The organism is Streptomyces sp. NPDC102360, assembly GCF_044766085.1.
Classification (GTDB): Bacteria; Actinomycetota; Actinomycetes; order Streptomycetales; family Streptomycetaceae; genus Streptomyces.
Genome location: NZ_JBIWLG010000011.1, coordinates 23,200 through 46,122 on the forward strand (window position 1 = coordinate 23,200; position 22,923 = coordinate 46,122).

Here is a 22,923-nt window from a genome sequence, read left to right on the forward strand (position 1 = left end):
GGTCCGGGGCAGAGCCCCGCGGCCGCAACCCCGCGGAACCCCACCACCCATCGACGAGCGCAACGTCATCTCGGCGACTCACGCCCCCTTAACGGGACGCCGCCTGATTCCGCCGGGTCAACCACAACACTCCCGCCGCCCCGGCCAGAAGCACCGTCCCACCCAGCGTCCCGAGCGCAATCGCGGAATCCTCCGGCCCGGTCTGCGGCAGCTCCCCGCCCCCGGACGGCGCCGACGCCGACGAACCCGAGTCCGCGGCCCCGCCGCCCCCCGCGGCCCCCTTCACGTCCATCTCAAGCGACGGCTTGGGGCTGTTGGACGGCGTACAGGTGGTGTTCGTACCGAGCGCCTTGATGGTGAGGACGCCGGCGGTGAAGTTCACCTTGCCGCTCTTCTTGGGGGTGTACGTCCCGGTCAGATCACTGATCTTGATCGGGCTGTTGGCGGGGATCGCCTTGTCGTTCGGCGGCCCCGTCGCGGTGAACTGGCCGCTGTCCGCGCCGCCCACCTTGATGACCGCGCTCGGGTGCATGGCGCCCTTGCCGAGCTCGACGGGGCTGGAGGAGACGCCCTTCTGGAAGGACATCGTGATCTTGTAGCCGCTGCCGCTCTTGGCGCTCTTCATGTCGATCGGGGATACAGCCGCCTTGTTCCCGATCGGCGTCTTGCACTGATAGTTGACGTTCTGCACCGTGGCCGAGGCGGTGGGGGCGGCCATCAGCACCGCCGAGCCTGCCAAAGCCGCGCTGAGCGCGAACGCGGCGGTTCGTTTCTGGTACGTCCGGTACGACACCTCGAAGTCCCTTCAGACCGAAGGTTACTGACGGTTCATCAGATCTGGGTGGCTCAAGGTACGCCGGGGCCCTTGTCGAGGGAAGACAAAAAGCACGCCGGATCGAAGTCGATCCGGCGTGCTCTTCAAAACGTACGAAAGGGGGCCAGGCCCTGCCGCTTGAATCAGGCGGGAGCCCCTACCTCCGCCCACACGACCTTGCCCGTGACGCCCGGAGTGCGGACAACTCCCCAGTCGAGGCAGAGGCGTTGGACGATGAACATGCCGTGCCCGCCGGGGCGGCCCGCCCGGTGCGGGGTGCGCGGCGCCGGCTGGCCCGCCCCGCGATCCGCGACCTCTATGCGCAGCACCTTGTTGGCCGGGGAGTCGCCGAAATACAGGATGATCTCGTCGGGCCCCTCGGCGTGCAGGCACGCGTTCGTGACGAGTTCGGAGACGACGAGCAGCACGTCCTCCGCCGCGGCCCGGCGGTCCGCGGTAGCCGCCGGCAGCCAGTCCCAGGCGTGCAGCGCTTCGCGGGTGAAGTCACGGGCGAGCGGCACGATGCCACTCACGCCGCTGAGGCTCAGCCTGCGGACCCGCGCGCCCGCGACGACCGGCACTTCACCGGACTCGGGGCCGTGGTCGCCCGGCGAGTAAGGCCGGGTGGTGCTCATCAGCACTTCACCTCACCGATTCACCAATTCAGCTTCAGGATTCAGGATTCAGGGTCCGAGTGCCCACTGCCCGGCCAAGAAGTCCGGGTCGTGGATCGGGGTCGGAGGGGCATCGAAGTCGCAGGGTCGGAGTCACGTTCGGGGGTCTCCTGCCCGACGGAACGACGGAAACACCCACTTGTTCAGAACGGCTCCTGTGACGCTGGTAACGCCACGATCACGCAGCGACAACTGGAGCGTAACTTCTGCCGTCGACCACAGCACGCAGCCGCCCGATTCCGGTCAGTCGCCGGAGGGGTCCGGCGCGAGGGCGTCGTCGAGTGACGCGTGCACCGTAAAGACGGCCTCCGCGCCGGTGATCTCGAACACCCTGGCAACCACCGGAAGCATGCCCGCGAGGTGCACTCCGCCACCGGCCGCCTCGGCCTTGAGACGGGCCCCGAGCAGCACGTTCAACCCCGTCGAATCGCAGAATTCGAGGCGTGAACAGTCGATTACCAGCCTGGAATGTCCATTACTGAGGCATTCATCCAGGGGTTCGCGCAGCAGATCGGCCGTATGGTGATCCAACTCACCGGCCGGGGTCACGACGGCACTGAAGCCCTCTTGTCGCACCTCGACCAGAAGCCGGCCCCGATGCGCACTGCCGACTGTCCCGCGGTCCATGACGTCTCTCTCTCGCTGCCTTCGACGTGCCGATTGACGCCCTCGAACACTACGCCCTCCGACAGTGCATCGACACCCGAACAACCTCTAGAATTCGGACATTTCGCCACAGAGCGCACTTGCGACCGGGTGTGGAAAACGGGTAGGCCTAGTAAGGACAACATTCGACCACGGCCGGCTTCGGAGGCGCCGCACTAAGAAGCAGTGCACGCATTGGCATCGGCAGCCATATGCCGAGAACGCATGGAGGACATCATGTCAGCCCGGCTCGACGAATCGCGTACTGACCTGGCGACGTCGACACTCCCCCCGGAAACGCACATCGACGTCGAGACCGAGAGCCTCGAAGGCCTCGAAGGTCTCCCGGAGATCCCTCCGTATGACGAGGTGGGGCCGCTCGACGCCCGAGCCCTCTCCAAGACCCTCTTCGAGCGGCTCGAGTCCCTCGAAGAAGGCACCCACGAATTTTCGTACGTCCGCAACACGCTGGTCGAACTGAACCTGGCCCTGGTCAAGTTCGCGGCCTCCCGGTTCCGCTCCCGCAGCGAGCCGATGGAGGACATCATCCAGGTCGGCACCATCGGCCTGATCAAGGCGATCGACCGGTTCGAGCTGAGCCGCGGCGTCGAGTTCCCGACCTTCGCGATGCCGACCATCGTCGGCGAGATCAAGCGCTTCTTCCGTGACACGTCCTGGTCGGTACGGGTGCCCCGGCGCCTCCAGGAGCTCCGTCTCGACCTCGCCAAGGCGGGCGACGAACTCGCCCAGCAGCTTGATCGTGCCCCCACGGTGGGCGAGCTCGCCGAACGCCTGGGCCTGTCGAAGGAAGAGGTCGTCGAGGGCATGGCGGCGTCCAACGCCTACACCGCCAGCTCGCTCGACGCCCAGCCCGAGGAGGACGACTCCGAGGGCGCGCTCGCGGACCGCATCGGCTACGAGGACCACGGACTCGAAGGCATCGAGTACGTCGAGTCCCTGAAGCCGCTGATCGCGGACCTCCCGCCGCGCGACCGCAAGATCCTCTCGTTGCGCTTCGTCGCCAACATGACGCAGTCCGAGATCGGTGAGGAACTGGGCATCTCGCAGATGCACGTGTCGCGGCTGCTGTCGCGGACGCTGGTGCGCCTGCGCAAGGGTCTGACGCTCGAGGAATAATCGCTCGGCCCCGTAGTACCCGCACCACTTGCATCACTGCACCACTTGCACCACCCGCAGCACCCGCAGCACCCGCAGCACCCGCAGCACCCGTAACGCCCTGTCACACCGAGGGGGTCGACCGTAACCACGGTCGGCCCCCTCGGTGTTTTTACGCCAACTCCCGCCGACCGGCGCCCGGTTACCGCGGGGAACACCTATCCGTACCACCTCTCCTGCACCACTATGAGCACCCATCTGGGCCTCCGCTCTGGGCCTCGGCGACAGGAGGAGACACGGTGTCTGCGAACGGTGGCGCCCATGCCACGGCGCCCGACCACCGGCTCGTCGCCCAGTTGAGGGGCGACACCCCGACCGCGTTCCAGGCGCTCGGCGAGCTGCGCGGCAGGCACCGGCACGCGCTCCTCGCCTACGCGCGGGTGTGCGCCGACGACACGGACGCCGCACGGCAGTTGGGCGCGCAGGCCTTCGCGCGCGCCGCACGCGAGGTCGCGCGCGGCGTCGAACCGCGCGGCTCCTGGCGGCACCACGCGCTGCTGCTCGTCCACCGCACCGCGGCGGAATGGGCCGCGGACGAGCGCCGCGCGCGCCTCGCTCCCGGCCTGCTGGGCGCCCTCGGCTCGCCCGACGCCCACCGGGCGCCCGCGCTGCTCGCCGCCTTCCATACGCTGCCGGCGCGCACCCAGACGCTGCTCTGGCACTCCGTGGTGGACGGGGATTCCGACGCCGCCACCGGCATCGCCGTCGCCGCGCCCGCGCGGGACGTGGCGCAGGCGCGGAGTGCGGCGCTCGACGCACTGCGCGGCGCCTGCCTCGCGGCGCGCGTGGCCCGCGCGCAGGGCACGCACTGCCGGGGCTACGGGCGCCTCATCGAGGAGGCGACGAGGGCCTGTCGTGGGGGTCGGGCCGGATCAGGGAGCGGAGCCTGGTACGTGCGATCGCAAGGCGGAGGAGGGAGGCGACGCGAATGGGGCCTCCCCTGCTCGAGCGAAGCCGAGAGCTTGGGGAAGTCGTCGACCGACGACAACGCCGCGAGCGTGCGTACCAGGCCCCGCGAGCCCGGCCCGACCCCCACGACAGGCCCTGGACCGGGCCGGCCGCGCGGCACCGCCGACCTGGACGCGCACCTCGCCCGCTGCCCGAGCTGCACCGCCGCGTACCTGGAGCTGACGGCCCTGCGGGACGACCCGCGCCGTGCCCTCGCGGAGGGCCTGCTGCCGTGGGGCGGCACGGACTACCTGCTGACCGAGGCCCCCGCCACGGCCCCGCCCGCTGCCCCCGCGCCTGCCCCCGCACCCCCGACAGCCGCCCCGCGCCGCCACCGCGCGAAGCCGCCGACGCGGGCCGACCGCCGCCCGGCCCGCCGCGCCCGCCGGAAGGACCCCCGGCACCACACGCCCGTCCGCGCGACGCCGATGGGCTTCGCGCTCGCCTCGGCCGCGGTCGGCGTGGCGCTCGTACCGCTGCTGATCCTGACGCTGACGGAGGGCCGCCCCGACCTGTCGGCGGTGGGCCAGGGCATGGGCGCCACGCCCTCGACCCCGCCCCCGGCCCGGGTGACGGTCACGGCGACGACGACGGCCACCACGACGACCACGACGACCGCCACCGCGACGACGACCGCACGGAGCACGGAGACGATCACGGTGCCCCCGCCCCCGAAGCCCACGACCAACCCCCCACGGGGAAAGCCGAGTTCAAACCCTTCCTCGTCCCACAAGCCGAAGCCTCCGCACTTCCGGCCACCCGGCGAGGAGTACGCGGAGGTGATCGACGTCGCCTCCGGGCTGTGCCTCGACGTCTCCCGTACGCCCATGGCGGACGGCGACGACGTCGTGGCCGCGAAGTGCGACCGCACGGGCAGCCAGCAGTGGCGCGTGGACGCGGACCGCGGCGTGATCCAGTCCGCCGCCAACCCCGACTTCTGCCTGGACAACCGCGGCGACACCGACCGCGCCATCGGCCTCTACCACTGCGCGGCGGCCGACGGCGACAACGCCGCCAACCTCGCCTTCTCCGTGCACGGCGACGGCTCGATCCGCCCGGCCACGGACTGGAACACGGCGCTGACCCCGCTGGACGACGGGTCCTTCCGCGTCGGCCAGACGAAGTTCCGGGGTGGGGACGAGCAGCGCTGGCGGGCGGGGAAGGCCCCGTGACCGGACTTCGCTCCGCGCGCCCACGGCTGCTCCCGTCTGTCCCCCCGGCGTTGCAGAGCGTGTGACACTTTCGGAGAAAGTGACACACCGACAGCCGCACCTGCCGGTGCCCCGATCCAGGAGCAGGCCCAACCGGCCCGGCCAGGCAGACAGTTGAGGGACTCCTGGACCTGGGCGAGGAGCTCTGCCGGTGCTGTGCCCCGAACCCGACTGGGAGGCAGAGTGCGGGCGCGGGATGTACCTGATCCCGACGGTGGACGCGAGGTGGGGCGTGCTGCCTGCGCGGGACGGGAAGCCGGTCTGGGTGCGACTGGCCGGCGCACCCGTGGCGTAGCTCGGCCGGGTGAAAGTGACGCACGATTCTGGAAGGCGCCGCACGCTGCTCGTAGCGTGAGGTCATGACCACACGCGTTCCGATCCGACAACTGCAACAGCACGCCAGCGAGCTCATCGACCGCGTGGCGGCGGGCGAGCGCGTGGAGATCACCCGGAACGGGCGGCTGATCGCGGTGCTCGGGCCACCGGACCCCGAGCAGCGTGTCATGGAGGACCTGGTCCGTACGGGGACCGTGGACCCGGACAATGCCGCGTCGGCACGCGGTCTGGGTGACTGGCAGCCGCTGCCCGCCCGTCCGGGCGCCCCGTCGAAGCTGTCCGATGTCCTGCTGCAGATGCGCGAGGAAGAGGACCGGTGATCTACCTCGACTCGTGCGCGCTGCTGAAGCTCGTCCTGCCCGAAGCGGAGACCGAAGCGTTGCGCGCCTTCCTGTCGTCCCGCGCGGCGGAGGGGCATGTGACGTCGGCGCTGTCGCAGACCGAGGTGTTCCGGGCGCTCGTGCGGGTTGGAGCAGAGCCCGAAGTGGGCGACGCGGCGGAGGAGTTGTTGGACCGGTTGCTTCGCATCCGCGTCACTGACCCGGTGTTGCGGGCCGCCGGGATGTTCCCCGTCGAGCATCTGCGCAGCCTCGATGCCATCCACTTGGCGAGTGCCGAGTACCTGGAACACGCCCTGACCGCGTTCGTCACGTACGACAAGCGACTGGCTGGGGCGGCGCTGGAACGCGGACTGCCGGTCGAATCGCCCGGAGCGGGCTGGAGTGCCTGACGGGGAGCCCTTGGCCCTGAGGGCCCCTCGACACAGCCCGCGTCATGCCCCGCCCGGACAGCACATCAGCCTCGCCCGTTGGCCAGGGTGCTGCCGAGGAGGGGAAGCAGACGGTCCCAGTGGTGACGCAGCGCGGTGGGGTTGAAGGCGTCGGTGTCGGACATGGTGAAGCCGTGGACGGTGCCGGGGTAGATCTCGGAGGTGTAGTCGAGACCCGCGACGTCCAGAACCTGGTTGAGCTCGCCGAGGGTCTCGCGCGTCAGGTCGGTTTCGGCGTGGCCGAAGTGGACCTGGGCGGTGAGGCGGCGCAGGCTGTCGGGCCCGTCGGCGCCCACGGGGGCGTGGAATCCGGCGAGGGCGGACACCTGGCCCGGGTGGGCTGCGGCGGTGCGCACTGCCAGAAGGCCGCCGATGCAGTAGCCGGTCACCGCGACCGGTCCGTCGCCGACTTCGGGCTGGGCGATGAGGAACCTGAGGTAGGCGTCGGCGTCGCGCAGGGTCCGTTCGACGGTGTGCGCCCCGATCAGGGGCATCAGCCGACCCATGACGGCGGTCCGGTCCTCTGCTCCGATGTGCTCGGGAAGTTCGACCACAGGTGCAGGGCCGTGCCGGTAGAACACGTTGGGAACGAGTACGTAGTACCCGTGCCCGGCCAGTTCGCGGGCCATCTCCCGCAGCACGGGCCGGATGCCGAAGCCGTCCGCGTACATCAGCACCCCTGGGTGCCGCTCGCCGTAGCCCGGGAAGGCGGCAAAGGCATCGGCCTGGCCGTCCACGGTGGGAATCTGCAACGTCTTGGTGAGCATGAACTCTCCTGTCGTGGTTGATGCGTCGAGCCTGTGATCAACACGACAGAGGCGGAGCACGCGCAGCAGCGCGAGACCCTCGGTCGAACAACGGGCCCGCACAGGCCCGTACGACGCTCAGAAGAGCACCGGGTCACCAATCCGTGTGTGGCGCAAGGCCGTCCCGGTAGTCATCCCGGCAAGGTAGTCCACCGAACAAAGCTGACGCCAGTGCAATTCTTGCGGTGGCGGGATCCTCAGCCCACTCCTCAAACATGTCTAGGCGCGTACCCCCGCCCGCCACACCTCCGACACCAGCGGCACCCCCGGCCGGTACGCGAAGTGGACGTGGCTGGGGGCGTCCAGGAACGTCAGGTCCGCGCGGGCGCCCGGGGAGAGGTGGCCGACGTCCGTGCGGCGGAGGGCCTTCGCGCCGCCCGCCGTCGCCGACCAGAGGGCCTCGTCGGGGGTCATGCCCATGTCCCGTACGGCGAGGGCGATGCAGAAGGGGACCGAGGACGTGTAGGACGAGCCCGGGTTGCAGTCCGTGGAGAGGGCGACCGTCGCGCCCGCGTCCAGGAGGCGGCGGGCGTTCGGCCACTCGGCGCGGGTGGAGAACTCGGCGCCGGGGAGGAGGGTGGCCACTGTGTTGCCCTGCGCCAGGGCGTCCACGTCCGCGTCCGTGAGGTGTGTGCAGTGGTCGGCCGACGCGGCGTCCAGTTCTACGGCGAGTTGGATACCCGGGCCGTAGCTGAGCTGGTTCGCGTGGATGCGGGGCAGCAGGCCCTTCGCCTTGCCCGCCGTCAGGATCGCGCGCGCCTGGTCGCCGTCGAAGGCGCCCTTCTCGCAGAAGACGTCGACCCAGCGGGCGTGGGGGGCGCAGGCGTCCAGCATCTCGCCGGTGACGAGGTCGACGTACGCCGCCGGGTCGTCCGCGTAGTCCGGGGACACGATGTGGGCGCCCAGGTAGGTGACCTCGTCGGTGTGGGCCGATGCGATGCGGAGGGCGCGTTCTTCGTCGGACGTCGTGAGGCCGTAGCCCGACTTCGTTTCGAACGTTGTCGTGCCCTGGCGGAGGGCCTCCGCGAGGTGATGCTTGAGGTTGGCCTCCAGGGCCTCGTCCGTGGCTGCGCGGGTTGCCGCCACCGTTGTGCGGATGCCGCCCGCGGAGTAGCTCTGGCCCGACATGCGGGCGTTGAACTCGGCGGTGCGGTCGCCTGCGAAGACGAGGTGGGAGTGGGAGTCGACGAAGCCGGGGATGACGGTGCGGCCGGCGGCGTCGTGGGTGGTGTCGGCGGCGGGGGCCCTGGTTGTTGGGCCGGCCCAGGCGATTTTGCCGTCTTCGATGACGACGGCGGCGTTGTGGAGTTGGCCGAGGGGGCCCTCGCCGAGGGTCGGGTCGTTCGTGACCAGGGTGCCGATGTTGGTGATGGCCGTGGTGGTGGTCATGGTTCCTCTCCGTGGTGACCGGGGTTCTTCTCCCCGCCCCGCCCCTTCCCGAAAGCCCTCAATCGCCGGGCGGGCTGGATGGTCGGGCCTGACCGAAAGTCCTGCCGGACGGGCTGGGTGGGCGGGCCTGACCGAAAGTCCTGCCGGACGGGCCTCCTCAATCGCCGGAGGGGCTTGATTTATCAAGCCCCTCCGGCGATTGAGGAGCGGGGTGCGGGGCGGAGCCCCGGGGGGTCAGGCGTGTAGCGATGCGATGGCGGTGGTCAGGGTGTCCGCCACGTTGCCGAGCAAGGCGTGGGTGCCGTCGCGGACCACCACCCGGCCACCCGCCACCACGTCCGTCACGTCGGAGGCGCTCGCCGCGAAGACCGCCGTTTCCGCGCCGAAGCGGGGCTCGGGGCCCGCCGTGCGGACGGAGTCGAGGCGGATCGTGACCAGGTCGGCGATCGCCCCCGTCTCGATGACGCCCGCGTCGTCCCAGCCGAGCGACGCGTGACCGGTCGCCGAAGCCGCGCGGAGCAGGGCCGCTGCCGTCCAGTGGCCGCGCGTACGGGTACGGAGGCGTTCGTTCAACTCCATGGCGCGCGCCTCTTCGAAGAGGTCGATCACCGCGTGGCTGTCGGAGCCGAGGGAGAGGGGCGAGCCCGCCCGCTCCAGCGCCACCGCCGGGCCGATGCCGTCCGCCAGGTCGCGTTCCGTCGTCGGGCACATGCAGGTGCCCGTGGACGAGCCGCCGAGCAGCGCGATGTCCGCGTCCGTGAGGTGGGTGTTGTGGACGCCCGTTGTATTGGGCCCCAATACGCCGTTGTCCGCGAGGAGTTGGGTCGGCGTGCAGCCGTGGGCCGCCTCGCACGCGTCGTTCTCCGCCGTCTGCTCGGAGAGGTGTACGTGGAGGGGGGCCCGGCGGGCCGAGGCCCATTCCGCCACCGTCGAGAGCTGCGCCGCCGGGACCGCGCGTACCGAGTGGACGGCAGCTCCGATCCTGACCCCCGGGCGCTCCTTGAGCAGCGACGCACGCTCCGCCCACGCCTGCGCCGTGCCGTCGCTGAAGCGCCGCTGGTGGTGGTCCGGCTCCTTGCCGAAGCCGGAGGAGACGTACGCCGTGTCGAGGAGGGTGATGCGGATGCCGGCCTCGTCCGCGGCCGCGATCAGTGCCTCGCCCATCGCGTTCGGGTCGGCGTACGCCGTGCCGCCGGGGGCGTGGTGGAGGTAGTGGAACTCCCCCACCGCCGTGATGCCCGCGAGCGCCATTTCCGCGTACACCGCCCGCGCCAGCGCGTAATACGTGTCCGGCGTGAGGCGGTCCGCCACCGAGTACATGACCTCGCGCCACGTCCAGAACGTCCCGGACCCGACCTGCACGGTCGAGCGGAGCGCCCGGTGGAAGGCATGGCTGTGGGCGTTGGCGAGGCCGGGGAGAGTGAGGCCGCGCAGCGCGGTCGCGCCGGGCGGGGGTGCGCCGACCCCCGTGCGGACCGCCGTGAAACGGCCCTCGTCCGACACGTCCACGGCCACGCCCGGCTCGACATGCGTGCCGAGCCAGGCGTGTTCCAACCAGTAGGTCGTCGTCACTTGCAGGCCAGCCCTTCCAGTACGTCGGCCAGTGCGCGCACGCCCTCCAGGCAGTCGTCCTCGGCCGCGTTCTCGGCCGGGGAGTGCGAGACGCCCGTCGGGTTGCGTACGAACAGCATGGCGGTGGGGATCGACTGGGCGAGGATTCCCGCGTCGTGTCCCGCTCCGGTTCCGAGGACGGGGACCCGCAGCGCGTCGGACGTCCCCAGGATGCGGGCGAGCTCGTCGCGCAGCGCGTCGTCGAACTCGACGATCGGCGTGAACGACTCGCGGGTCAGCGATACGTCGATGCCGTGCGCGTCCGCGTATTCGCGGGCCGCCTTCTCGATCGCCGTGACCGTCGCGTCCAGGGACTCCTGGTCGGCGGCGCGGGAGTCGAGCCAGCCGCGTACGAGGGAGGGGATGGCGTTGACGCCGTTCGGCTCGACCGCGATCTTGCCGAATGTCGCTACCGCGCCTGCCAGTTGGGCTTCGCGGCGGGCCGCAAGGACCGTCTCCGCGTAGGACAGCATCGGGTCGCGGCGGTCGACCAGGCGGGTCGTGCCCGCGTGGTTGGCCTCGCCGCGGAAGTCGAAGCGCCAGCGGCCGTGCGGCCAGATGGAGCTGGCGATACCGACCGCGTCGCCGGACAGGTCGAGGGCGCGGCCCTGTTCCACGTGGAGTTCGATGAACGCGCCGATGCGGTCGAGGCGTTCGCGGTCGGCGCCGATCGCGTCCGGGTCGTACTCGGCCCGCTCCATCGCCTGCGGGAGGGTCGTCCCGTCGGCGTCCGTGAGCTTGTGGGCCGCCTCGCGGGTGAGGACGCCGGACGTGAGGCGGGAGCCGACGCAGGCGAGACCGAAGCGGGCGCCTTCCTCGTCGCCGAAGTTGGTGATCGCGAGGGGCTTGGTGAACTCCGCTCCCCTGCGGTGGAGTTCGTCCAGGGCGGCGAAGGAGGAGACGACGCCGAGGGGGCCGTCGAAGGCGCCGCCGTCGGGGACGGAGTCCAGGTGGGAGCCGGTGACGATGGCGTCGCCGGCCTTCGGGTCGCCTTGCCAGGCCCACTGGTTGCCGTTGCGGTCCAGTTCGTAGGTCAGGCCACGGGATTCGGCCTGGGCCTTGAACCAGGCGCGGCAGTCGGTGTCGGCCGCGGTCCAGGCGTAGCGGCGGTAGCCGCCGGAGTCGGGGTTACGGCCGATGGGGTGCAGCTCGCGCCACATCTCCAGAAAACTCGGAGGATTCCCCACCCCGCCCCTTCCCGAAAGTCCTGCCGGACGGGCCTCCTCAAACGCCGGAGGGGCTTGATAGGAGGTCACTCGGACTCCCGCATCGGAACACGGACCCCGCGCTCGGCCGCGACCTCGGCCGCGTGGTCGTAGCCCGCGTCCACGTGACGGATGACGCCCATCGCCGGGTCGTTCGTGAGGACGCGCTCGATCTTCTCCGCGGCGAGCGGGGTGCCGTCCGCGACGCAGACCTGGCCCGCGTGGATGGAGCGGCCCATGCCGACGCCGCCACCGTGGTGCAGGGAGACCCAGGTGGCACCGGACGACGTGTTGACCAGGGCGTTCAGGAGCGGCCAGTCGGCGATCGCGTCGGAGCCGTCCTTCATGGACTCGGTCTCGCGGTACGGGGACGCGACCGAGCCCGAGTCGAGGTGGTCGCGGCCGATCGCGACGGGGGCGGAGAGTTCGCCGCTCGCCACCATCTCGTTGAACTTGAGGCCCGCCAGGTGGCGTTCGCCGTAGCCGAGCCAGCAGATGCGCGCCGGGAGGCCCTCGAAGGCGATGCGCTCGGCGGCCATGTCGAGCCAGCGGTGCAGGTGCTTGTTCTCGGGGAACAGCTCCTTGATCGCCTTGTCGGTCTTGGCGATGTCCTCCGGGTCGCCGGACAGTGCCGCCCAGCGGAACGGGCCGAGGCCCTCCTCGAACAGCGGGCGGATGTGCGCCGGGACGAAGCCGGGGAAGTCGAAGGCGCGGTCGTAGCCGGCCTTGCGGGCCTCGTCGCGGATCGAGTTGCCGTAGTCGAAGACCTCGGCGCCGGCGTCCATGAAGCCGACCATCGCCTCGACGTGCAGGCGCATCGACTGACGGGCGCGCTCGGTGAAGTCCGCCGGGTCCGCCTCGCGCTCCTTGTCCCAGTCCTCGACCGAGACGCCGACAGGCAGGTAGGCGAGCGGGTCGTGGGCGGAGGTCTGGTCGGTGACGATGTCCATCGGGGCGCCGCGGCGCAGCAGCTCCGGGAAGACCTCGGCCGCGTTGCCGACGACGCCGATGGACAGGCCGCGGCGCTCGTCGCGGGCCTGGACCGCCAGCTCGATGGCGTGGTCGAGGTTGTCGGCCTTGACGTCGAGGTAGCGGGTGCCGATGCGGCGGTCGATGCGCGTCTCGTCGACGTCGACGCAGATCGCGACGCCCTCGTTCATGGTGACCGCGAGGGGCTGGGCGCCGCCCATGCCGCCGACACCGGCGGTGAGCGTGATCGTGCCGGCCAGCGTGCCGTTGAACTTCTTGCGCGCCACCGCACCGAACGTCTCGTACGTGCCCTGGACGATGCCCTGCGAGCCGATGTAGATCCACGAACCGGCCGTCATCTGGCCGTACATCATGAGGCCCTCGGCCTCCAGCTTGCGGAACTCCTCCCAGTTGGCCCAGTCGCCGACCAGGTTGGAGTTGGCGAGCAGCACGCGGGGCGCCCACTCGCTGGTGCGCAGCACGCCGACCGGCTTGCCGGACTGGACGAGGAGGGTCTCGTCCGACTTCAGCGTCTTCAGCGTGCGCACGATCGCGTCGTACGCCTCCCAGGACCGGGCCGCCTTGCCCGTGCCGCCGTAGACGACGAGCTTGTCGGGGTGCTCCGCCACCTCGCCGTCGAGGTTGTTCATGAGCATCCGCAGGGCGCCCTCCTGCTGCCACCCGAGGGTGTTGAGCTCGGTGCCGCGCGGGGCTCGTACGGGGCGGGGTCCTGACATCGGCGGCCTCCTGGTGTGCGTATCAACAAGCTGTTGGAACTTCTATTCACATCCTGGCTCCCTGAATAGGGCTAGTCAATAGGTGGTCGGCGGCACGCTGTGGCCGCCGTTCACGATCGGGGCCACATCTGCGTCAATTCGCCATGCCCTGCGGTTGGTTGGCGGATTTTAGTCCTCCTGCGCATGTTCCACCGGGAAATGCCAGAAGCCTCACCTGGCCTCCGCACTGTCCGTAGCTTCATCGTCACAGATGCACCAGTGGCGCATACGTGGCGATCAGGTGGGGAGTCCGAGGCGTGCCCGGAATTGACGAGTGTCTCCTGGAGGTCATGCGGCTCCCGGGAGCACGCGGTGCCTCGGTCGTCGACTGGACCAGCGGGCTCGCCCTGGGCACGGTCGGCGCGGCGCGGAGCGGGGACCACGAGGCGGACGCCGCCGAGGCCGCCGAACTGGCGCGGCTCGCCGCCGAGCACAGCACCTTCGCCCCTGCCGACGGAAGCGACTGGTCCCAGGGTTCCGCCGGCGACAAGGCACCCCCGGTCGAGGACGTCATCGTCACCAACCGCGACAGCTATCACGTGCTGCGCTTCGTGCGCACCACCTTCGACAGCAGCGTCTTCGTCCACTTGTGGCTCGGCCGGGACGAGGGCAATCTCGCCCTCGCCCGGATCCGGCTCGCCGACATGGCCGACCGGCTGGTCCTGGGATGAGCACCGACGTCCGCGCCGGCGTCTCGCCGATGCTCAGCCGCCTCGCGGACGAGCAGGCCACCGGCGCCCTGATCCGCGAGCACGGCACCCTCTACCTGGAGGACGGGCGGGTCGTGCACGCCGAGTCGCCCGCGACCCCCGGCATGGACGTCCTGCTCACGGCGGGCGGCGCGGTGCAGGCCGAGGGCTGGTCGGAGGCGGTGGACCGGGCGGGGGCGAGGCAGCGCGTCGGCCGTTATCTGGTGGAGCGGGGCCGCCTCTCGGACGGCGCCCTCGAACTGTGCCATCTGGGCGCCCTGTTCGACGCCTCGTACTTCACGCTCGCCCCCAGCAGCGGCCCCACCCGGTTCCGGTACGGCGTCTCCCACTGGTTCGGGACGGTGCGGCCCGTGCCGGTGGCGGCCGTCGAGCGCGAGACGCAGCGCAGACGCGAGCTGCTCCAGCGGATCTGGCCGGAGCCGGACACGGACATGGCGCCGCTCAGCCGGATCGTCCGCCAGGGCGAGGCGGGCGTGCCACCGCGCAGGCGCCGCGTCCTCGACCTGGTCGACGGCGCGCGGACGGCCTCCCAGATAGCGCTCGCCCTGGGCAGGCCCGCCTTCCACACCCTTGTCGACCTGCGGCGCCTCGCCGCGTGCGGCCTCGTGACCACGGCCCCCGCCCCGGCTCCGCCCGAGTGGCTGGAGCTCGCCGTCGTCGAGGACCCCGACGTGGCCCTGTTGCGGCGGCTGCGCGCCGGTCTGGAGGCCCTGTGAGACGCCTGCTGCGTTCCTCACGTACCCCCGAAAGGAGACCTCCGATGGTCGACCAGGGCGAACTCCTCGCCGAACTGCAACGGTTGAGGGTCCGCGTGCCCCAGGTCACCGGCGCCCTCGCCGCCAGCGTCGACGGCCTGGTCCTCGCCCAGGACACCCCGGGCGTCGAACCGGAGGGCGTCGCCGCGCTCACCGCCACCGCACTCGGCGTCGCCCAGCGCCTCGCCGACGCCACCGCACAGGGCGCCTTCCGCGAGCTCCTGGTACGCGGCGCCGACGGCTACATCGCCACCTACGCGGCCGGGGACACCGCCGTCCTCACGCTCCTCGCGGAGGACCGGGTCAACGTCGGCCGCCTGCATCTCGAGGGGCGCCGCTCCGGCGCCCGCATCGGGGAACTCACCGCTCCCGCCGAGGAGGAAGCGCCGCCCGAGCCGGCCCCCCGCACCCGCGGCCGGGCCCGCGCCCGCACGGCGTCGCCCACGACGACCGAGACCGGACTCCCTGTCCGGCCGACCACCAATGTGCCGCCGCAGCCCACGCGTTGACGACCGGCACACCCGCAAAGAAGCACGAAGAGAAGCACGACAAGAAGCACGAAAGGACCCCGCATCATGGCCAATACCGAGACTGCCCTCAAGGACGCCCTCGCCTCCATAGAAGGCGCCACCGCCGCGGCCCTCGTCGACTACACCAGCGGCATGGCCCTCGGCACCATCGGCGGCTCCAAGGGCTTCGACCTGGAGATCGCGGCGGCGGGCAACACCGACGTCGTCCGCGCCAAGCTGCGCACCATGGAGCAACTGGGGCTCAAGGACGGCATCGAGGACATCCTCATCACCCTCGGCACCCAGTACCACCTGATCCGCCTGATCAAGGGACGCGGCGGCAACGGCCTGTTCCTGTACCTGGTGCTCGACAAGGCCCGCGCCAACCTGGCGATGGCCCGTCACCAGCTGAAGAAGATCGAGGGCGAGCTGGAGGTCTGAGCACGTGAGCACGTGAGAAGGCGCCGCGCTTCCATGAAGCGCGGCGCCCGCACGGCCAACGGCGCTCGCCCGGCTACCCCTCCCAGTCGGACTCCTCGCGGTCGCGGCGCTCCCGCCTGCGGACGGGCCCCCACCGCACCGCATGCAGCGCGTTCACGCCGACGATCCCGCCCCAGGCCACGAAGAGCCCGGGCAGGTCGGCGTTGGCCACCGCGATCGCGGACAGCGGGATGGCGAGGACGAGGGAGATCACGGCGAAGCCGAAGCGCTCGCCCCAGTTCTCGGCGCCGGAGTCGCGGGCCCCGCGGGCCACGGTGATCCGGTGCTCGGCCAGCTGTCGCCGCACCCTGCGGTCGACGACGGAGTCGAGCCGCTGCTCGACCTTGTCGAGGAACGAGTCGACGAGCGCCGGCTCGTACTCGTCGCCCAGTTCCCTGCGTGCGTGCAGGGTGGCGTCGAGTTCCTTCTTGAGTTCGGCGTCGCGTGCGTGTTCGCGGGCTTCCATACCGTCCGACGTTACGGAGCCGAGGCGCCCACCGCAGTAGGGCTGTCCCCCGTCTTCTCACTGGGCCAGTCCCCCGCCCGGCCCCGGGCGAGCAGCCAGTACAGGACGGCCGGGACGACGAGTCCCACGATCCACGACACGTCCGCCCCGCCGAGCGGACCGACGAGCGGACCCGTGTAGAAGGCGGTGGCCAGGAACGGCAGCTGGGCGAGCAGCCCGACCCCGTAGACCGCGAGCGCGTCCCAGCGCCAGCCGCCGTAGCGGCCGTTCGGGTCGGAGAGGGCCGGGAGGTCGTAGCGCTCGCGGGAGATCAGGTAGTAGTCGACCAGGTTGATCGCGGACCAGGGCGTGAAAAACGTCAGCAGGAACAGCAGGAAGTCCTTGAACGAGGTCAGGAAGCTGTCCTTGCCGAGCAGTGCGACCACCGTGCCCGCGACCATGATGATCCCGATGTAGAGCGCACGGGCCCGCTGCGAAAGGACCCGCTGCCCGCGGAATCCGCTGATGCCGGTGACCATCGACATGAAGCCGCCGTACGTGTTGAGCACGTTGACGGTGAGCTTGCCGAGCGCGATCACGAAGTAGAAGAAGGACGCGACGAGGCCCGCGCCGCCGAGCGACACGACGTAGCCGACCTGGTTGTCGATGAACTTCTCGCCCGCGCTCGCCGCGACCAGGACGCCGAACGCCATGGACCACTGCGAGCCCAGCGCGGAGCCCGCGAGCGTCCACCAGAACGTGGACTTGCCGCTGGTCGTACGCGGCAGATAGCGCGAGTAGTCGGCGACGTACGGGCCGAAGGCGAGCTGCCACGAGGCCGACAGGGAGACGGCGAGCAGGAACATCGGCATCGAGAAATGCGCGTCGGACAGGAGCGCGCCGACGTCGGCCCGGTCGAAGAGCCGGATGCCCAGGTAGACGAAGGCGAGCGCGCACACCACGCTCGCGACCCGCCCGAGGACGTGGATGACGCGGTAGCCGACCGTCGCCACGATGCCCGTGACGAGCGCGAAGACGATGATGCCCGTCGTGTCGTTGGTGTGCGTCAGCTGCGCGGTGGCCTGCCCGGCGAGCACGGTGCCGCTCGCGAAGAACCCGACGTACATCAGGATGACGAGGAGCAGCGGGACGACGGCGCCCTTCACCCCGAACTGGGCCCTGGACTGGATCATCTGCGGCAGCCCGAGCTTCGGCCCCTGCGCCGAGTGCAGCGCCATGACGGCGCCGCCGAGCAGATTGCCGAGCACGAGCCCGATCAGCGACCAGACCACGTCGCCGCCGAAGACGACGGCGAGACCGCCGGTGACGACGGCCGTGATGTGGAGGTTCGCGCCGAGCCAGAGGGTGAACTGGTTGAACGCTCTGCCGTGCCGTTCGCTGTCCGGCACGACGTCGATGGAGTGCTTCTCCACTACCGCTGCCATCCGATGGCCTCCCTACTTCTTGCTGATCCCGTGGCGGCGCGCGTAGTCGTTCGCGACGTCCTCGGGGTCCTTCTTGTCCTTGTCCACGAGCCGGTTGAGCTCGGTGAGGTCCTCGGTCGTCAGCACGTTGCCCAGGCGGGCGAGGGCCTTGCGGACGGTCGAGTCGGCCTTGCGGTCGGCGATCAGCGGGACGACGTGCTGACCGGGAACCAGGTTCTTGGGGTCGGTGAGGACGACCCAGTCGTTGGCGGCGATATCGGTGTCGGTGGTGAACAGATTCGCGACATCCACATCCCCCTTCTTCAGCGCGCCCTTGACCAGCGGCCCGGAGGAATCAAGGGACTTGAACTCCTTGAACTCGACGCCGTACACGTCCTTGAGCCCGACGGCACCGACCTGACGCTTCTTCACTTCCGGGGCGGCGCCGATGACGAGCTTCCCGTTGTGCTTAGCGAGGTCGGCGAGGGACCTGAGCTTGTACTTCTTCGCGGTCTCACGGGTCACCACGAACGCGTCCGAGTCCTCGGCGAGGCCGTACGGAAGGATCTGCAGGCCCGCCGGGAGCACCATGGCGAGGGCGTTCTGCATCTCGCCCTCCTCGGTCGCCTTCGACTTGGTGTCGAGGTAGTGCAGGAGGGCGCCCTGGTACTCGGGCAGCAGGTCGATGTCGCCGCTCTTGAGTGCGGGGATGAGGATCTCGCGGGTACCGAGGTTGGGCCGCACGCTCGTCTTCACACCGGCGGCGTCGAGCGCGGCCGCGTACAGGTACCCGAGCACCTGGTTCTCGGTGAAGTTGGCGGTGCCGATGGTGACACCCTTCTTGCTGGAGCCGCCGCCCGAGATCGAGCCCCCTTGCTGGTCGAGCGAGGTGATGCCGCTGGAGCAGGCGGACAGGGCCGGGACGGAGGCCGCGGCGACGAGACCGCCCAGAAGGGCACGTCGGTTCATCTTGCTCATCTGGCTTGCTCCTAGGCGGACTTGAGAGTGGTGGGGCGGTTACGGAAGAGGAGCCGCTGGAGCCCGGAAAGCGCCAGGTCGAGGACGATGGCGACGACCGCGACGAGCACGGCCCCGCCGAGCACCTGCACCAGGTCCCGCTGGGCGAGCCCGTCGAAGACGTAGCGGCCGAGCCCGCCGAAGGACACGTACGCGGCGATGGTGGCGGTGGCGACGACCTGGATGAGCGCGAGCCGCAGCCCGGTCATGATGAGCGGCAGCGCGAGCGGCAACTCGACCTGGAACAGCACCTGGTGGGCCTTCATGCCCTGCCCGCGCGCGGCGTCCTTGACCTCCGGGTCGACGGCGGTCATTCCCGCGTACGTATTCGTCACGATGGACGGCACGGCGAGCGCGACGAGCGCGATATAGACCGGCCACATGGAGAGCCCGCTCGCGAGGAACACGAGCACGACGAGCCCGACGGTCGGCAGCGCCCGCCCGAAGGACGACAGGTTGATGGCGACGAAGGCGCCACGCCCGGTGTGCCCGATGAGCAGCCCGACCGGCAGGGCGATCACGGCGGCGACGAGCGTGGCGAGCAGCGAGTACTGGAGGTGCTCGGCGACGCGCGTCGCGATGCCGTCGCTCCCCGCCCACTGCTCCCCGCCGACCAGCCAGGCGCCGAGGTTCTTGAAGAGTTCGAACATGGCGGGTTCAGGCCTTCCGGGTCCGAGTACGGGTACGGGCCCACGGCGTGAGCAGCCGCTGGACGCCGACGAGAGCCGCGTCCGCGACGAGCGCGAGCAACAGGGTCAGGACGACGCCGACGATGACCGGGGTCGGGAAGTTCCGCTGGAACCCGTCCGTGAACAGCTGACCGAGCCCGCCGTCGCCGATGTACGTCGCCACGGACACGAGCGAGATGGCCATCACGGTGGCGATCCGTACGCCCGCCATGATCACGGGCAGCGCGAGCGGCAGCTCGACGGTGAGCAGGGTCCGCATCGGCCGCGTCCCCATGGCCTTCGCGGCCTCCTTCGTCTTCGCGGGCACGGAGTCGAGCCCCTCGACCGTGTTACGGAGCAGGACGACGAGGGTGTAGATCGTCAGCCCGATGACGGTGGTGGTGCGGGTGAGCCCGGAGACGGGCAGCAGCAGCACGAAGACGGCGATGGACGGGATGGTGAACAGCACGTTCGACATCCCGAGCAGAAACCCACGCAGCGGCCGCACCCGATGCGCGACGACAGCGAGCGGCAGGGATATGACGAGCCCGAACAGCACGGCGCTGAGGGCGGCTTGGAGGTGGGAGGCGGTGAGGGCGAGAAGATCCCCCTGATGCGACCCGACCCATTCCCAATCGATACTCACGCGCCACCCCCGGCCTTCTCGCCGGTCTCCGCCTCGACCCCATCAGCCGTCTCGCCGACCTCGGCCTCAACCCCACCAGCCGTCTCGGCGCCACCAGCCTCCTCGGCGTCATCAAGCGCCGGTGCGGCCAAATCAAGCCCCTGCGGCGATTGAGCAGCGGGGTCCGGGGCGGAGCCCCGAGGCGTTGCGCCCGACTGGGCGTCACTGTGCGCCCGACCGGACCGCTCGTGGACGTCGTCCCGGGACGACACACCCGTGAACACCCCATCCGCATCGACGCGGACAACCAGCCCGGAGGGCGACGCCACCGACTCGTTCAACGCGGACAGCAACGAGTCCCCGTCACGGAGCGCCCGCACAGGAGCCTCGCCCCCGCCGTCCCGCTCGCGCCAAGCGACCGGCTTACGCCCCTCGTCGAGCACCAGCTCCCACGCCCCGCCCTCGGGCGCAGCCCCTTGCGCCACATCCGCGAGCGTCGAGAGCGACAACAACTTGAGCCCCCGCTCGGCACCGAGGAAGTCCGCCACGAACTCATCCGCCGGCCGCGCCAACAGCTCCTCCGGCGGAGCACACTGCACAAGGTGCCCGCCCTCCCGGAACACCGCGATCCGGTCCCCGAGCCGCACGGCCTCATCGATGTCGTGCGTAACGAACACAATCGTCTTGCTCAACTCCGTCTGGAGCCGCAGCAGTTCATCCTGAAGCTGGGTACGAACGACCGGGTCGACCGCCCCGAACGGCTCGTCCATCAACAGCACCGGCGGATCCGCGGCCAGCGCCCTCGCCACCCCCACCCGCTGCTGCTGACCGCCGGACAGCTGATGCGGATACCGCTTGCCCATCTCCGCGGAGAGCCCCACCCGCTCGAGCAGCTCACCGGCCGCGACCCGCGCCTTCTTCCGCCCCCAGCCGAGCAGCAGCGGCACCGTGGCGACATTGTCGAGCACGGTGCGGTGCGGGAAGAGCCCCGCCTGCTGGATCACGTACCCGATGGAGCGCCGCAGCTCAGCGGCGTCCTGCTCCAGAACATCGCGCCCGCCGACCCGAATGGTGCCCGACGAGGGATCGACCATACGATTGATCATCCGGAGGCTGGTCGTCTTGCCGCAGCCCGACGACCCGACGAAGACGGTCACGCCCCCCTCCGGCATGTCGAGCGAGAGATCATGCACCGCTGTCGTGCCGTTCGGGAATCGCTTGTGGACCGCTTCGAACTGGATCATGGAGCGCCTCTGGAGTCCTCTTGCCCGTCCTGCATATCGTCATGCAGAGTTCTCGGTGCGTGAATAATTTGTCAATGCCTCCGTGTAAATCATCGGTAAATCCCCTTGACGGGGCCGAACTATGAGATGCGGAAAACCTTTTGAGGCATAGGCGCCCGTTGATCACCTTTCGAGGAGGAACAGCCCGTGATGTCCCATCCGGACCACTCGGCCCACCCGGTCGTCGTGCTCGACGGCCACGGCCTCCCGGTCGCCGACGTGGTCCGCCTCGCCGACACGAGCGCCCGCCCGGTCCCCGGCACCGACGCCATGAAGCGCGTGGAGAAGTCCTGGAACGCGGCGCGGGAGATCGCGGCGTGGGGCAGGGTCTACGGCCGCTCCACCGGCGTCGGCGCGAACCGCAGCGAGGACGTGCCCACCGAGGCCGCCGCCGACCACGGCCTTCGCCTGCTGCGCAGCCACGCGGGCGCGATCGGCGACGAGCTGCCCGAGCGCGAGGTGCGGGCGATGCTCGCGGTCCGCGCGAACCAGCTCCTGGCCGGTGGCGCGGGCCTGCGCCCCACGGTCGTCACGGCGCTCTGCGAGGCCCTGGAGGCGGGCGCGTACCCGGCGGTCAACGAGCACGGCTCGGTCGGCACCGGCGACATCGCGCCGCTGTCCCAGATGGGCCTGGCCCTCGCCGGCGAACACCCGTGGCGCGGCAAGGGCACCCCGCCCAAGCCGCAGCCCCTCGACAACAACGACGCCCTGGCCCTGATCTCCTCCAACGCCCTCACCCTCGGCCAGGCCGCCCTCGCCCTGCACGAGCTGCGCGATCTGCTGGCGGCCACGGACCTGGTGGCGGCCCTGAGCCTGCTCGCGGTCGACGGCTCCTACGAGGCGTACGCCCTGCCCGTGCACGAGTCGCGCCGCCACCGGGGCAGCTTCGACGTGGCGGCCCGGATGCGCGGGATCCTCGGCGCCGACGACCACCCCACGCCCCCGCTCGGCCGGATCCAGGACCCGTACGGCTTCCGCTGCGTGCCGCAGATCCACGGCCCGGCGCAGGACGCGGCGGATGCCCTGGAGGACATCCTCACCGTCGAGATCAACGCGGCGGCGGAGAACCCCCTGATCTCGTACACGGAGATGGCGGCCTACCACCACGGCGGCTTCTACATGGCCCAACTCGCCCTGGCACTCGACCACTTCCGGCTCGCCATCAGCCAGGTGGCCCGGCTCTCCACCTCCCGCCTCTCCACCCTCAACGAGCCGGGCTTCACCCGCCTGCGCCCGTTCCTCGCGGACGGCGAACCGGCCTCGTCCGGCGTGATGATCCTGGAGTACGCGGCCGGCGGCGCCCTCGCCGACCTGCGCGCCTTCTCCGCCCCCGCCTCCCTCGGCCACGCCGTGCTCTCGCGCGGCGTCGAGGAGCAGGCCAGCTTCGCCTCCCTGGCGGCCCGTCAGACCCTGCGCGTGTGCGCGGCGTTCCGCCAGGTCGTGGGCTGTGAACTGGTCGCGGCGGTACGGGCGTTGAGGCTGCGCGACCTGCACCCCGACGAGGAGCTTCCGGTGGGGCGGGCCTTCGCGCTGGCCTTGCAGGAACTTCCCGACGACGTGACGGACCGGCCCCTGACGGGAGACGTGGAACGGGCGGCGGCCCTGCTGGGTCGGTTCGCCGAGCAGTGACGGAGGGGGTGAGGGAGGGGATCCCGCACGACCGGAAAGCCGGAAAGCC

General features: G+C 70.6%; 23 protein-coding genes. 9 read left to right on the plus strand and 14 right to left on the minus strand.

All coding sequences use genetic code 11. The features are described 5' to 3' along the window. Positions 1–88: 88 nt before the first annotated feature. The 3 genes from ACIRHA_RS33105 to ACIRHA_RS33115 form a co-directional block, all read right to left on the minus strand. Positions 89–793 carry an LPXTG cell wall anchor domain-containing protein gene (locus ACIRHA_RS33105; RefSeq protein WP_403853534.1) on the minus strand — a complete coding sequence of 235 codons (705 nt, stop codon included), beginning with the start codon at positions 791–793 and terminating at the stop codon, positions 89–91. A 164-nt stretch (positions 794–957) separates the two neighbouring features. Continuing rightward, positions 958–1,449, minus strand: a complete 492-nt coding sequence (locus ACIRHA_RS33110) for an ATP-binding protein (RefSeq protein ID WP_403853536.1) — start codon at positions 1,447–1,449, stop codon at positions 958–960. 282 nt (positions 1,450–1,731) lie between these two features. After that, positions 1,732–2,115 carry an STAS domain-containing protein gene (locus ACIRHA_RS33115; RefSeq protein ID WP_403853538.1) on the minus strand — a complete coding sequence of 128 codons (384 nt, stop codon included), beginning with the start codon at positions 2,113–2,115 and terminating at the stop codon, positions 1,732–1,734. Positions 2,116–2,358: 243 nt separating this feature from the next. Between ACIRHA_RS33115 and ACIRHA_RS33120 the strand changes: the two genes are divergently transcribed. The 4 genes from ACIRHA_RS33120 (at position 2,359) to ACIRHA_RS33135 (ending at position 6,534) form a co-directional block, all read left to right on the plus strand. Next, positions 2,359–3,270: an RNA polymerase sigma factor SigF gene (locus ACIRHA_RS33120; RefSeq protein ID WP_403853540.1), complete on the plus strand. Its 912-nt coding sequence runs from the start codon at positions 2,359–2,361 to the stop codon at positions 3,268–3,270. 278 nt (positions 3,271–3,548) lie between these two features. Then, on the plus strand, positions 3,549–5,429 hold the full coding sequence (locus ACIRHA_RS33125) for a ricin-type beta-trefoil lectin domain protein (protein WP_403853542.1): 1,881 nt from the start codon (positions 3,549–3,551) through the stop codon (positions 5,427–5,429). Between the two features lie 398 nt (positions 5,430–5,827). Next, entirely contained in the window at positions 5,828–6,124 is a 297-nt protein-coding gene (locus ACIRHA_RS33130; RefSeq protein WP_403853544.1) for a type II toxin-antitoxin system Phd/YefM family antitoxin, read from the plus strand. Beyond that, positions 6,121–6,534, plus strand: a complete 414-nt coding sequence (locus ACIRHA_RS33135) for a type II toxin-antitoxin system VapC family toxin (RefSeq protein ID WP_403853546.1) — start codon at positions 6,121–6,123, stop codon at positions 6,532–6,534. Before ACIRHA_RS33130 ends, ACIRHA_RS33135 begins: the two co-directional genes overlap by 4 nt. A gap of 65 nt (positions 6,535–6,599) precedes the next feature. Here the strand turns inward: ACIRHA_RS33135 and ACIRHA_RS33140 are convergent, their stop codons facing one another. The 5 genes from ACIRHA_RS33140 to hutU form a co-directional block, all read right to left on the minus strand. Further along, complete coding sequence (locus ACIRHA_RS33140; RefSeq protein WP_403853548.1) at positions 6,600–7,340, minus strand: dienelactone hydrolase family protein; 741 nt, start codon at positions 7,338–7,340, stop codon at positions 6,600–6,602. A gap of 258 nt (positions 7,341–7,598) precedes the next feature. Then, on the minus strand, positions 7,599–8,768 hold the full coding sequence (hutI, locus tag ACIRHA_RS33145) for an imidazolonepropionase (protein WP_403853550.1): 1,170 nt from the start codon (positions 8,766–8,768) through the stop codon (positions 7,599–7,601). A gap of 234 nt (positions 8,769–9,002) precedes the next feature. Then, the gene (locus ACIRHA_RS33150) at positions 9,003–10,340 is read right to left on the minus strand and encodes a formimidoylglutamate deiminase (RefSeq protein WP_403853552.1); all 1,338 of its coding nucleotides are present in this window, start codon (positions 10,338–10,340) and stop codon (positions 9,003–9,005) included. Continuing rightward, positions 10,337–11,539 carry an allantoate amidohydrolase gene (locus ACIRHA_RS33155; RefSeq protein WP_403853948.1) on the minus strand — a complete coding sequence of 401 codons (1,203 nt, stop codon included), beginning with the start codon at positions 11,537–11,539 and terminating at the stop codon, positions 10,337–10,339. The genes ACIRHA_RS33150 and ACIRHA_RS33155 overlap by 4 nt, the downstream gene beginning before the upstream one ends. A gap of 92 nt (positions 11,540–11,631) precedes the next feature. Then, entirely contained in the window at positions 11,632–13,290 is a 1,659-nt protein-coding gene (hutU, locus tag ACIRHA_RS33160) for a urocanate hydratase (RefSeq protein ID WP_403853554.1), read from the minus strand. Between the two features lie 296 nt (positions 13,291–13,586). Between hutU and ACIRHA_RS33165 the strand changes: the two genes are divergently transcribed. From ACIRHA_RS33165 to ACIRHA_RS33180, 4 genes are all read left to right on the plus strand, one after another. Next, on the plus strand, positions 13,587–14,000 hold the full coding sequence (locus tag ACIRHA_RS33165) for a hypothetical protein (protein ID WP_403853556.1): 414 nt from the start codon (positions 13,587–13,589) through the stop codon (positions 13,998–14,000). Next, complete coding sequence (locus ACIRHA_RS33170) at positions 13,997–14,755, plus strand: transcriptional regulator (RefSeq protein WP_403853559.1); 759 nt, start codon at positions 13,997–13,999, stop codon at positions 14,753–14,755. The genes ACIRHA_RS33165 and ACIRHA_RS33170 overlap by 4 nt, the downstream gene beginning before the upstream one ends. Before the next feature lie 44 nt (positions 14,756–14,799). Then, positions 14,800–15,303 (plus strand): roadblock/LC7 domain-containing protein, encoded by a 504-nt coding sequence (locus ACIRHA_RS33175; RefSeq protein WP_403853561.1) that lies wholly within the window; start codon positions 14,800–14,802, stop codon positions 15,301–15,303. A 66-nt stretch (positions 15,304–15,369) separates the two neighbouring features. Further along, positions 15,370–15,744, plus strand: coding sequence for a hypothetical protein (locus tag ACIRHA_RS33180; RefSeq protein ID WP_403853563.1), 375 nt, complete (start codon positions 15,370–15,372; stop codon positions 15,742–15,744). Positions 15,745–15,817: 73 nt separating this feature from the next. Here the strand turns inward: ACIRHA_RS33180 and ACIRHA_RS33185 are convergent, their stop codons facing one another. From ACIRHA_RS33185 to ACIRHA_RS33210, 6 genes are read right to left on the minus strand one after another with little or no spacing between them, the layout of a single operon-like run. Then, a complete protein-coding gene (locus ACIRHA_RS33185) occupies positions 15,818–16,249 on the minus strand; it encodes a hypothetical protein (protein WP_403853565.1) in 432 nt (143 codons plus the stop codon). Between the two features lie 11 nt (positions 16,250–16,260). After that, complete coding sequence (locus ACIRHA_RS33190) at positions 16,261–17,673, minus strand: purine-cytosine permease family protein (protein WP_403853567.1); 1,413 nt, start codon at positions 17,671–17,673, stop codon at positions 16,261–16,263. Positions 17,674–17,685: 12 nt separating this feature from the next. Next, positions 17,686–18,621 carry an ABC transporter substrate-binding protein gene (locus ACIRHA_RS33195; RefSeq protein ID WP_403853950.1) on the minus strand — a complete coding sequence of 312 codons (936 nt, stop codon included), beginning with the start codon at positions 18,619–18,621 and terminating at the stop codon, positions 17,686–17,688. Between the two features lie 20 nt (positions 18,622–18,641). Continuing rightward, positions 18,642–19,319, minus strand: a complete 678-nt coding sequence (locus tag ACIRHA_RS33200) for an ABC transporter permease (RefSeq protein ID WP_403853569.1) — start codon at positions 19,317–19,319, stop codon at positions 18,642–18,644. A 7-nt stretch (positions 19,320–19,326) separates the two neighbouring features. After that, positions 19,327–19,983 carry an ABC transporter permease gene (locus ACIRHA_RS33205; RefSeq protein WP_403853571.1) on the minus strand — a complete coding sequence of 219 codons (657 nt, stop codon included), beginning with the start codon at positions 19,981–19,983 and terminating at the stop codon, positions 19,327–19,329. Next, positions 19,980–21,206, minus strand: a complete 1,227-nt coding sequence (locus ACIRHA_RS33210; protein ID WP_403853573.1) for an ABC transporter ATP-binding protein — start codon at positions 21,204–21,206, stop codon at positions 19,980–19,982. Before ACIRHA_RS33210 ends, ACIRHA_RS33205 begins: the two co-directional genes overlap by 4 nt. A 189-nt stretch (positions 21,207–21,395) precedes the next feature. Here ACIRHA_RS33210 and ACIRHA_RS33215 point away from each other — a divergent pair, with 189 nt between their 5' ends. Next, the gene (locus ACIRHA_RS33215; RefSeq protein WP_403853952.1) at positions 21,396–22,874 is read left to right on the plus strand and encodes an aromatic amino acid ammonia-lyase; all 1,479 of its coding nucleotides are present in this window, start codon (positions 21,396–21,398) and stop codon (positions 22,872–22,874) included. Positions 22,875–22,923: the final 49 nt, after the last annotated feature.

Excerpts from the sequence above, each read along its gene's own strand:
- ACIRHA_RS33200 (WP_403853569.1), bottom strand. The coding sequence starts at position 19,319 with ATGTTCGAACTCTTCAAGAACCTCGGCGCCTGGCTGGTCGGCGGGGAG.
- ACIRHA_RS33190 (WP_403853567.1), bottom strand. The coding sequence starts at position 17,673 with ATGGCAGCGGTAGTGGAGAAGCACTCCATCGACGTCGTGCCGGACAGC.
- ACIRHA_RS33130 (WP_403853544.1), top strand. The coding sequence starts at position 5,828 with ATGACCACACGCGTTCCGATCCGACAACTGCAACAGCACGCCAGCGAG.
- ACIRHA_RS33175 (WP_403853561.1), top strand. The coding sequence starts at position 14,800 with ATGGTCGACCAGGGCGAACTCCTCGCCGAACTGCAACGGTTGAGGGTC.
- ACIRHA_RS33180 (WP_403853563.1), top strand. The coding sequence starts at position 15,370 with ATGGCCAATACCGAGACTGCCCTCAAGGACGCCCTCGCCTCCATAGAA.
- ACIRHA_RS33170 (WP_403853559.1), top strand. The coding sequence starts at position 13,997 with ATGAGCACCGACGTCCGCGCCGGCGTCTCGCCGATGCTCAGCCGCCTC.
- ACIRHA_RS33115 (WP_403853538.1), bottom strand. The coding sequence starts at position 2,115 with ATGGACCGCGGGACAGTCGGCAGTGCGCATCGGGGCCGGCTTCTGGTC.
- hutU (WP_403853554.1), bottom strand. The coding sequence starts at position 13,290 with ATGTCAGGACCCCGCCCCGTACGAGCCCCGCGCGGCACCGAGCTCAAC.
- ACIRHA_RS33120 (WP_403853540.1), top strand. The coding sequence starts at position 2,359 with ATGGAGGACATCATGTCAGCCCGGCTCGACGAATCGCGTACTGACCTG.
- ACIRHA_RS33215 (WP_403853952.1), top strand. The coding sequence starts at position 21,396 with ATGTCCCATCCGGACCACTCGGCCCACCCGGTCGTCGTGCTCGACGGC.
- ACIRHA_RS33110 (WP_403853536.1), bottom strand. The coding sequence starts at position 1,449 with ATGAGCACCACCCGGCCTTACTCGCCGGGCGACCACGGCCCCGAGTCC.
- ACIRHA_RS33155 (WP_403853948.1), bottom strand. The coding sequence starts at position 11,539 with ATGTGGCGCGAGCTGCACCCCATCGGCCGTAACCCCGACTCCGGCGGC.
- ACIRHA_RS33195 (WP_403853950.1), bottom strand. The coding sequence starts at position 18,621 with ATGAACCGACGTGCCCTTCTGGGCGGTCTCGTCGCCGCGGCCTCCGTC.
- ACIRHA_RS33140 (WP_403853548.1), bottom strand. The coding sequence starts at position 7,340 with ATGCTCACCAAGACGTTGCAGATTCCCACCGTGGACGGCCAGGCCGAT.
- ACIRHA_RS33185 (WP_403853565.1), bottom strand. The coding sequence starts at position 16,249 with ATGGAAGCCCGCGAACACGCACGCGACGCCGAACTCAAGAAGGAACTC.
- ACIRHA_RS33210 (WP_403853573.1), bottom strand. The coding sequence starts at position 21,206 with ATGATCCAGTTCGAAGCGGTCCACAAGCGATTCCCGAACGGCACGACA.
- hutI (WP_403853550.1), bottom strand. The coding sequence starts at position 8,768 with ATGACCACCACCACGGCCATCACCAACATCGGCACCCTGGTCACGAAC.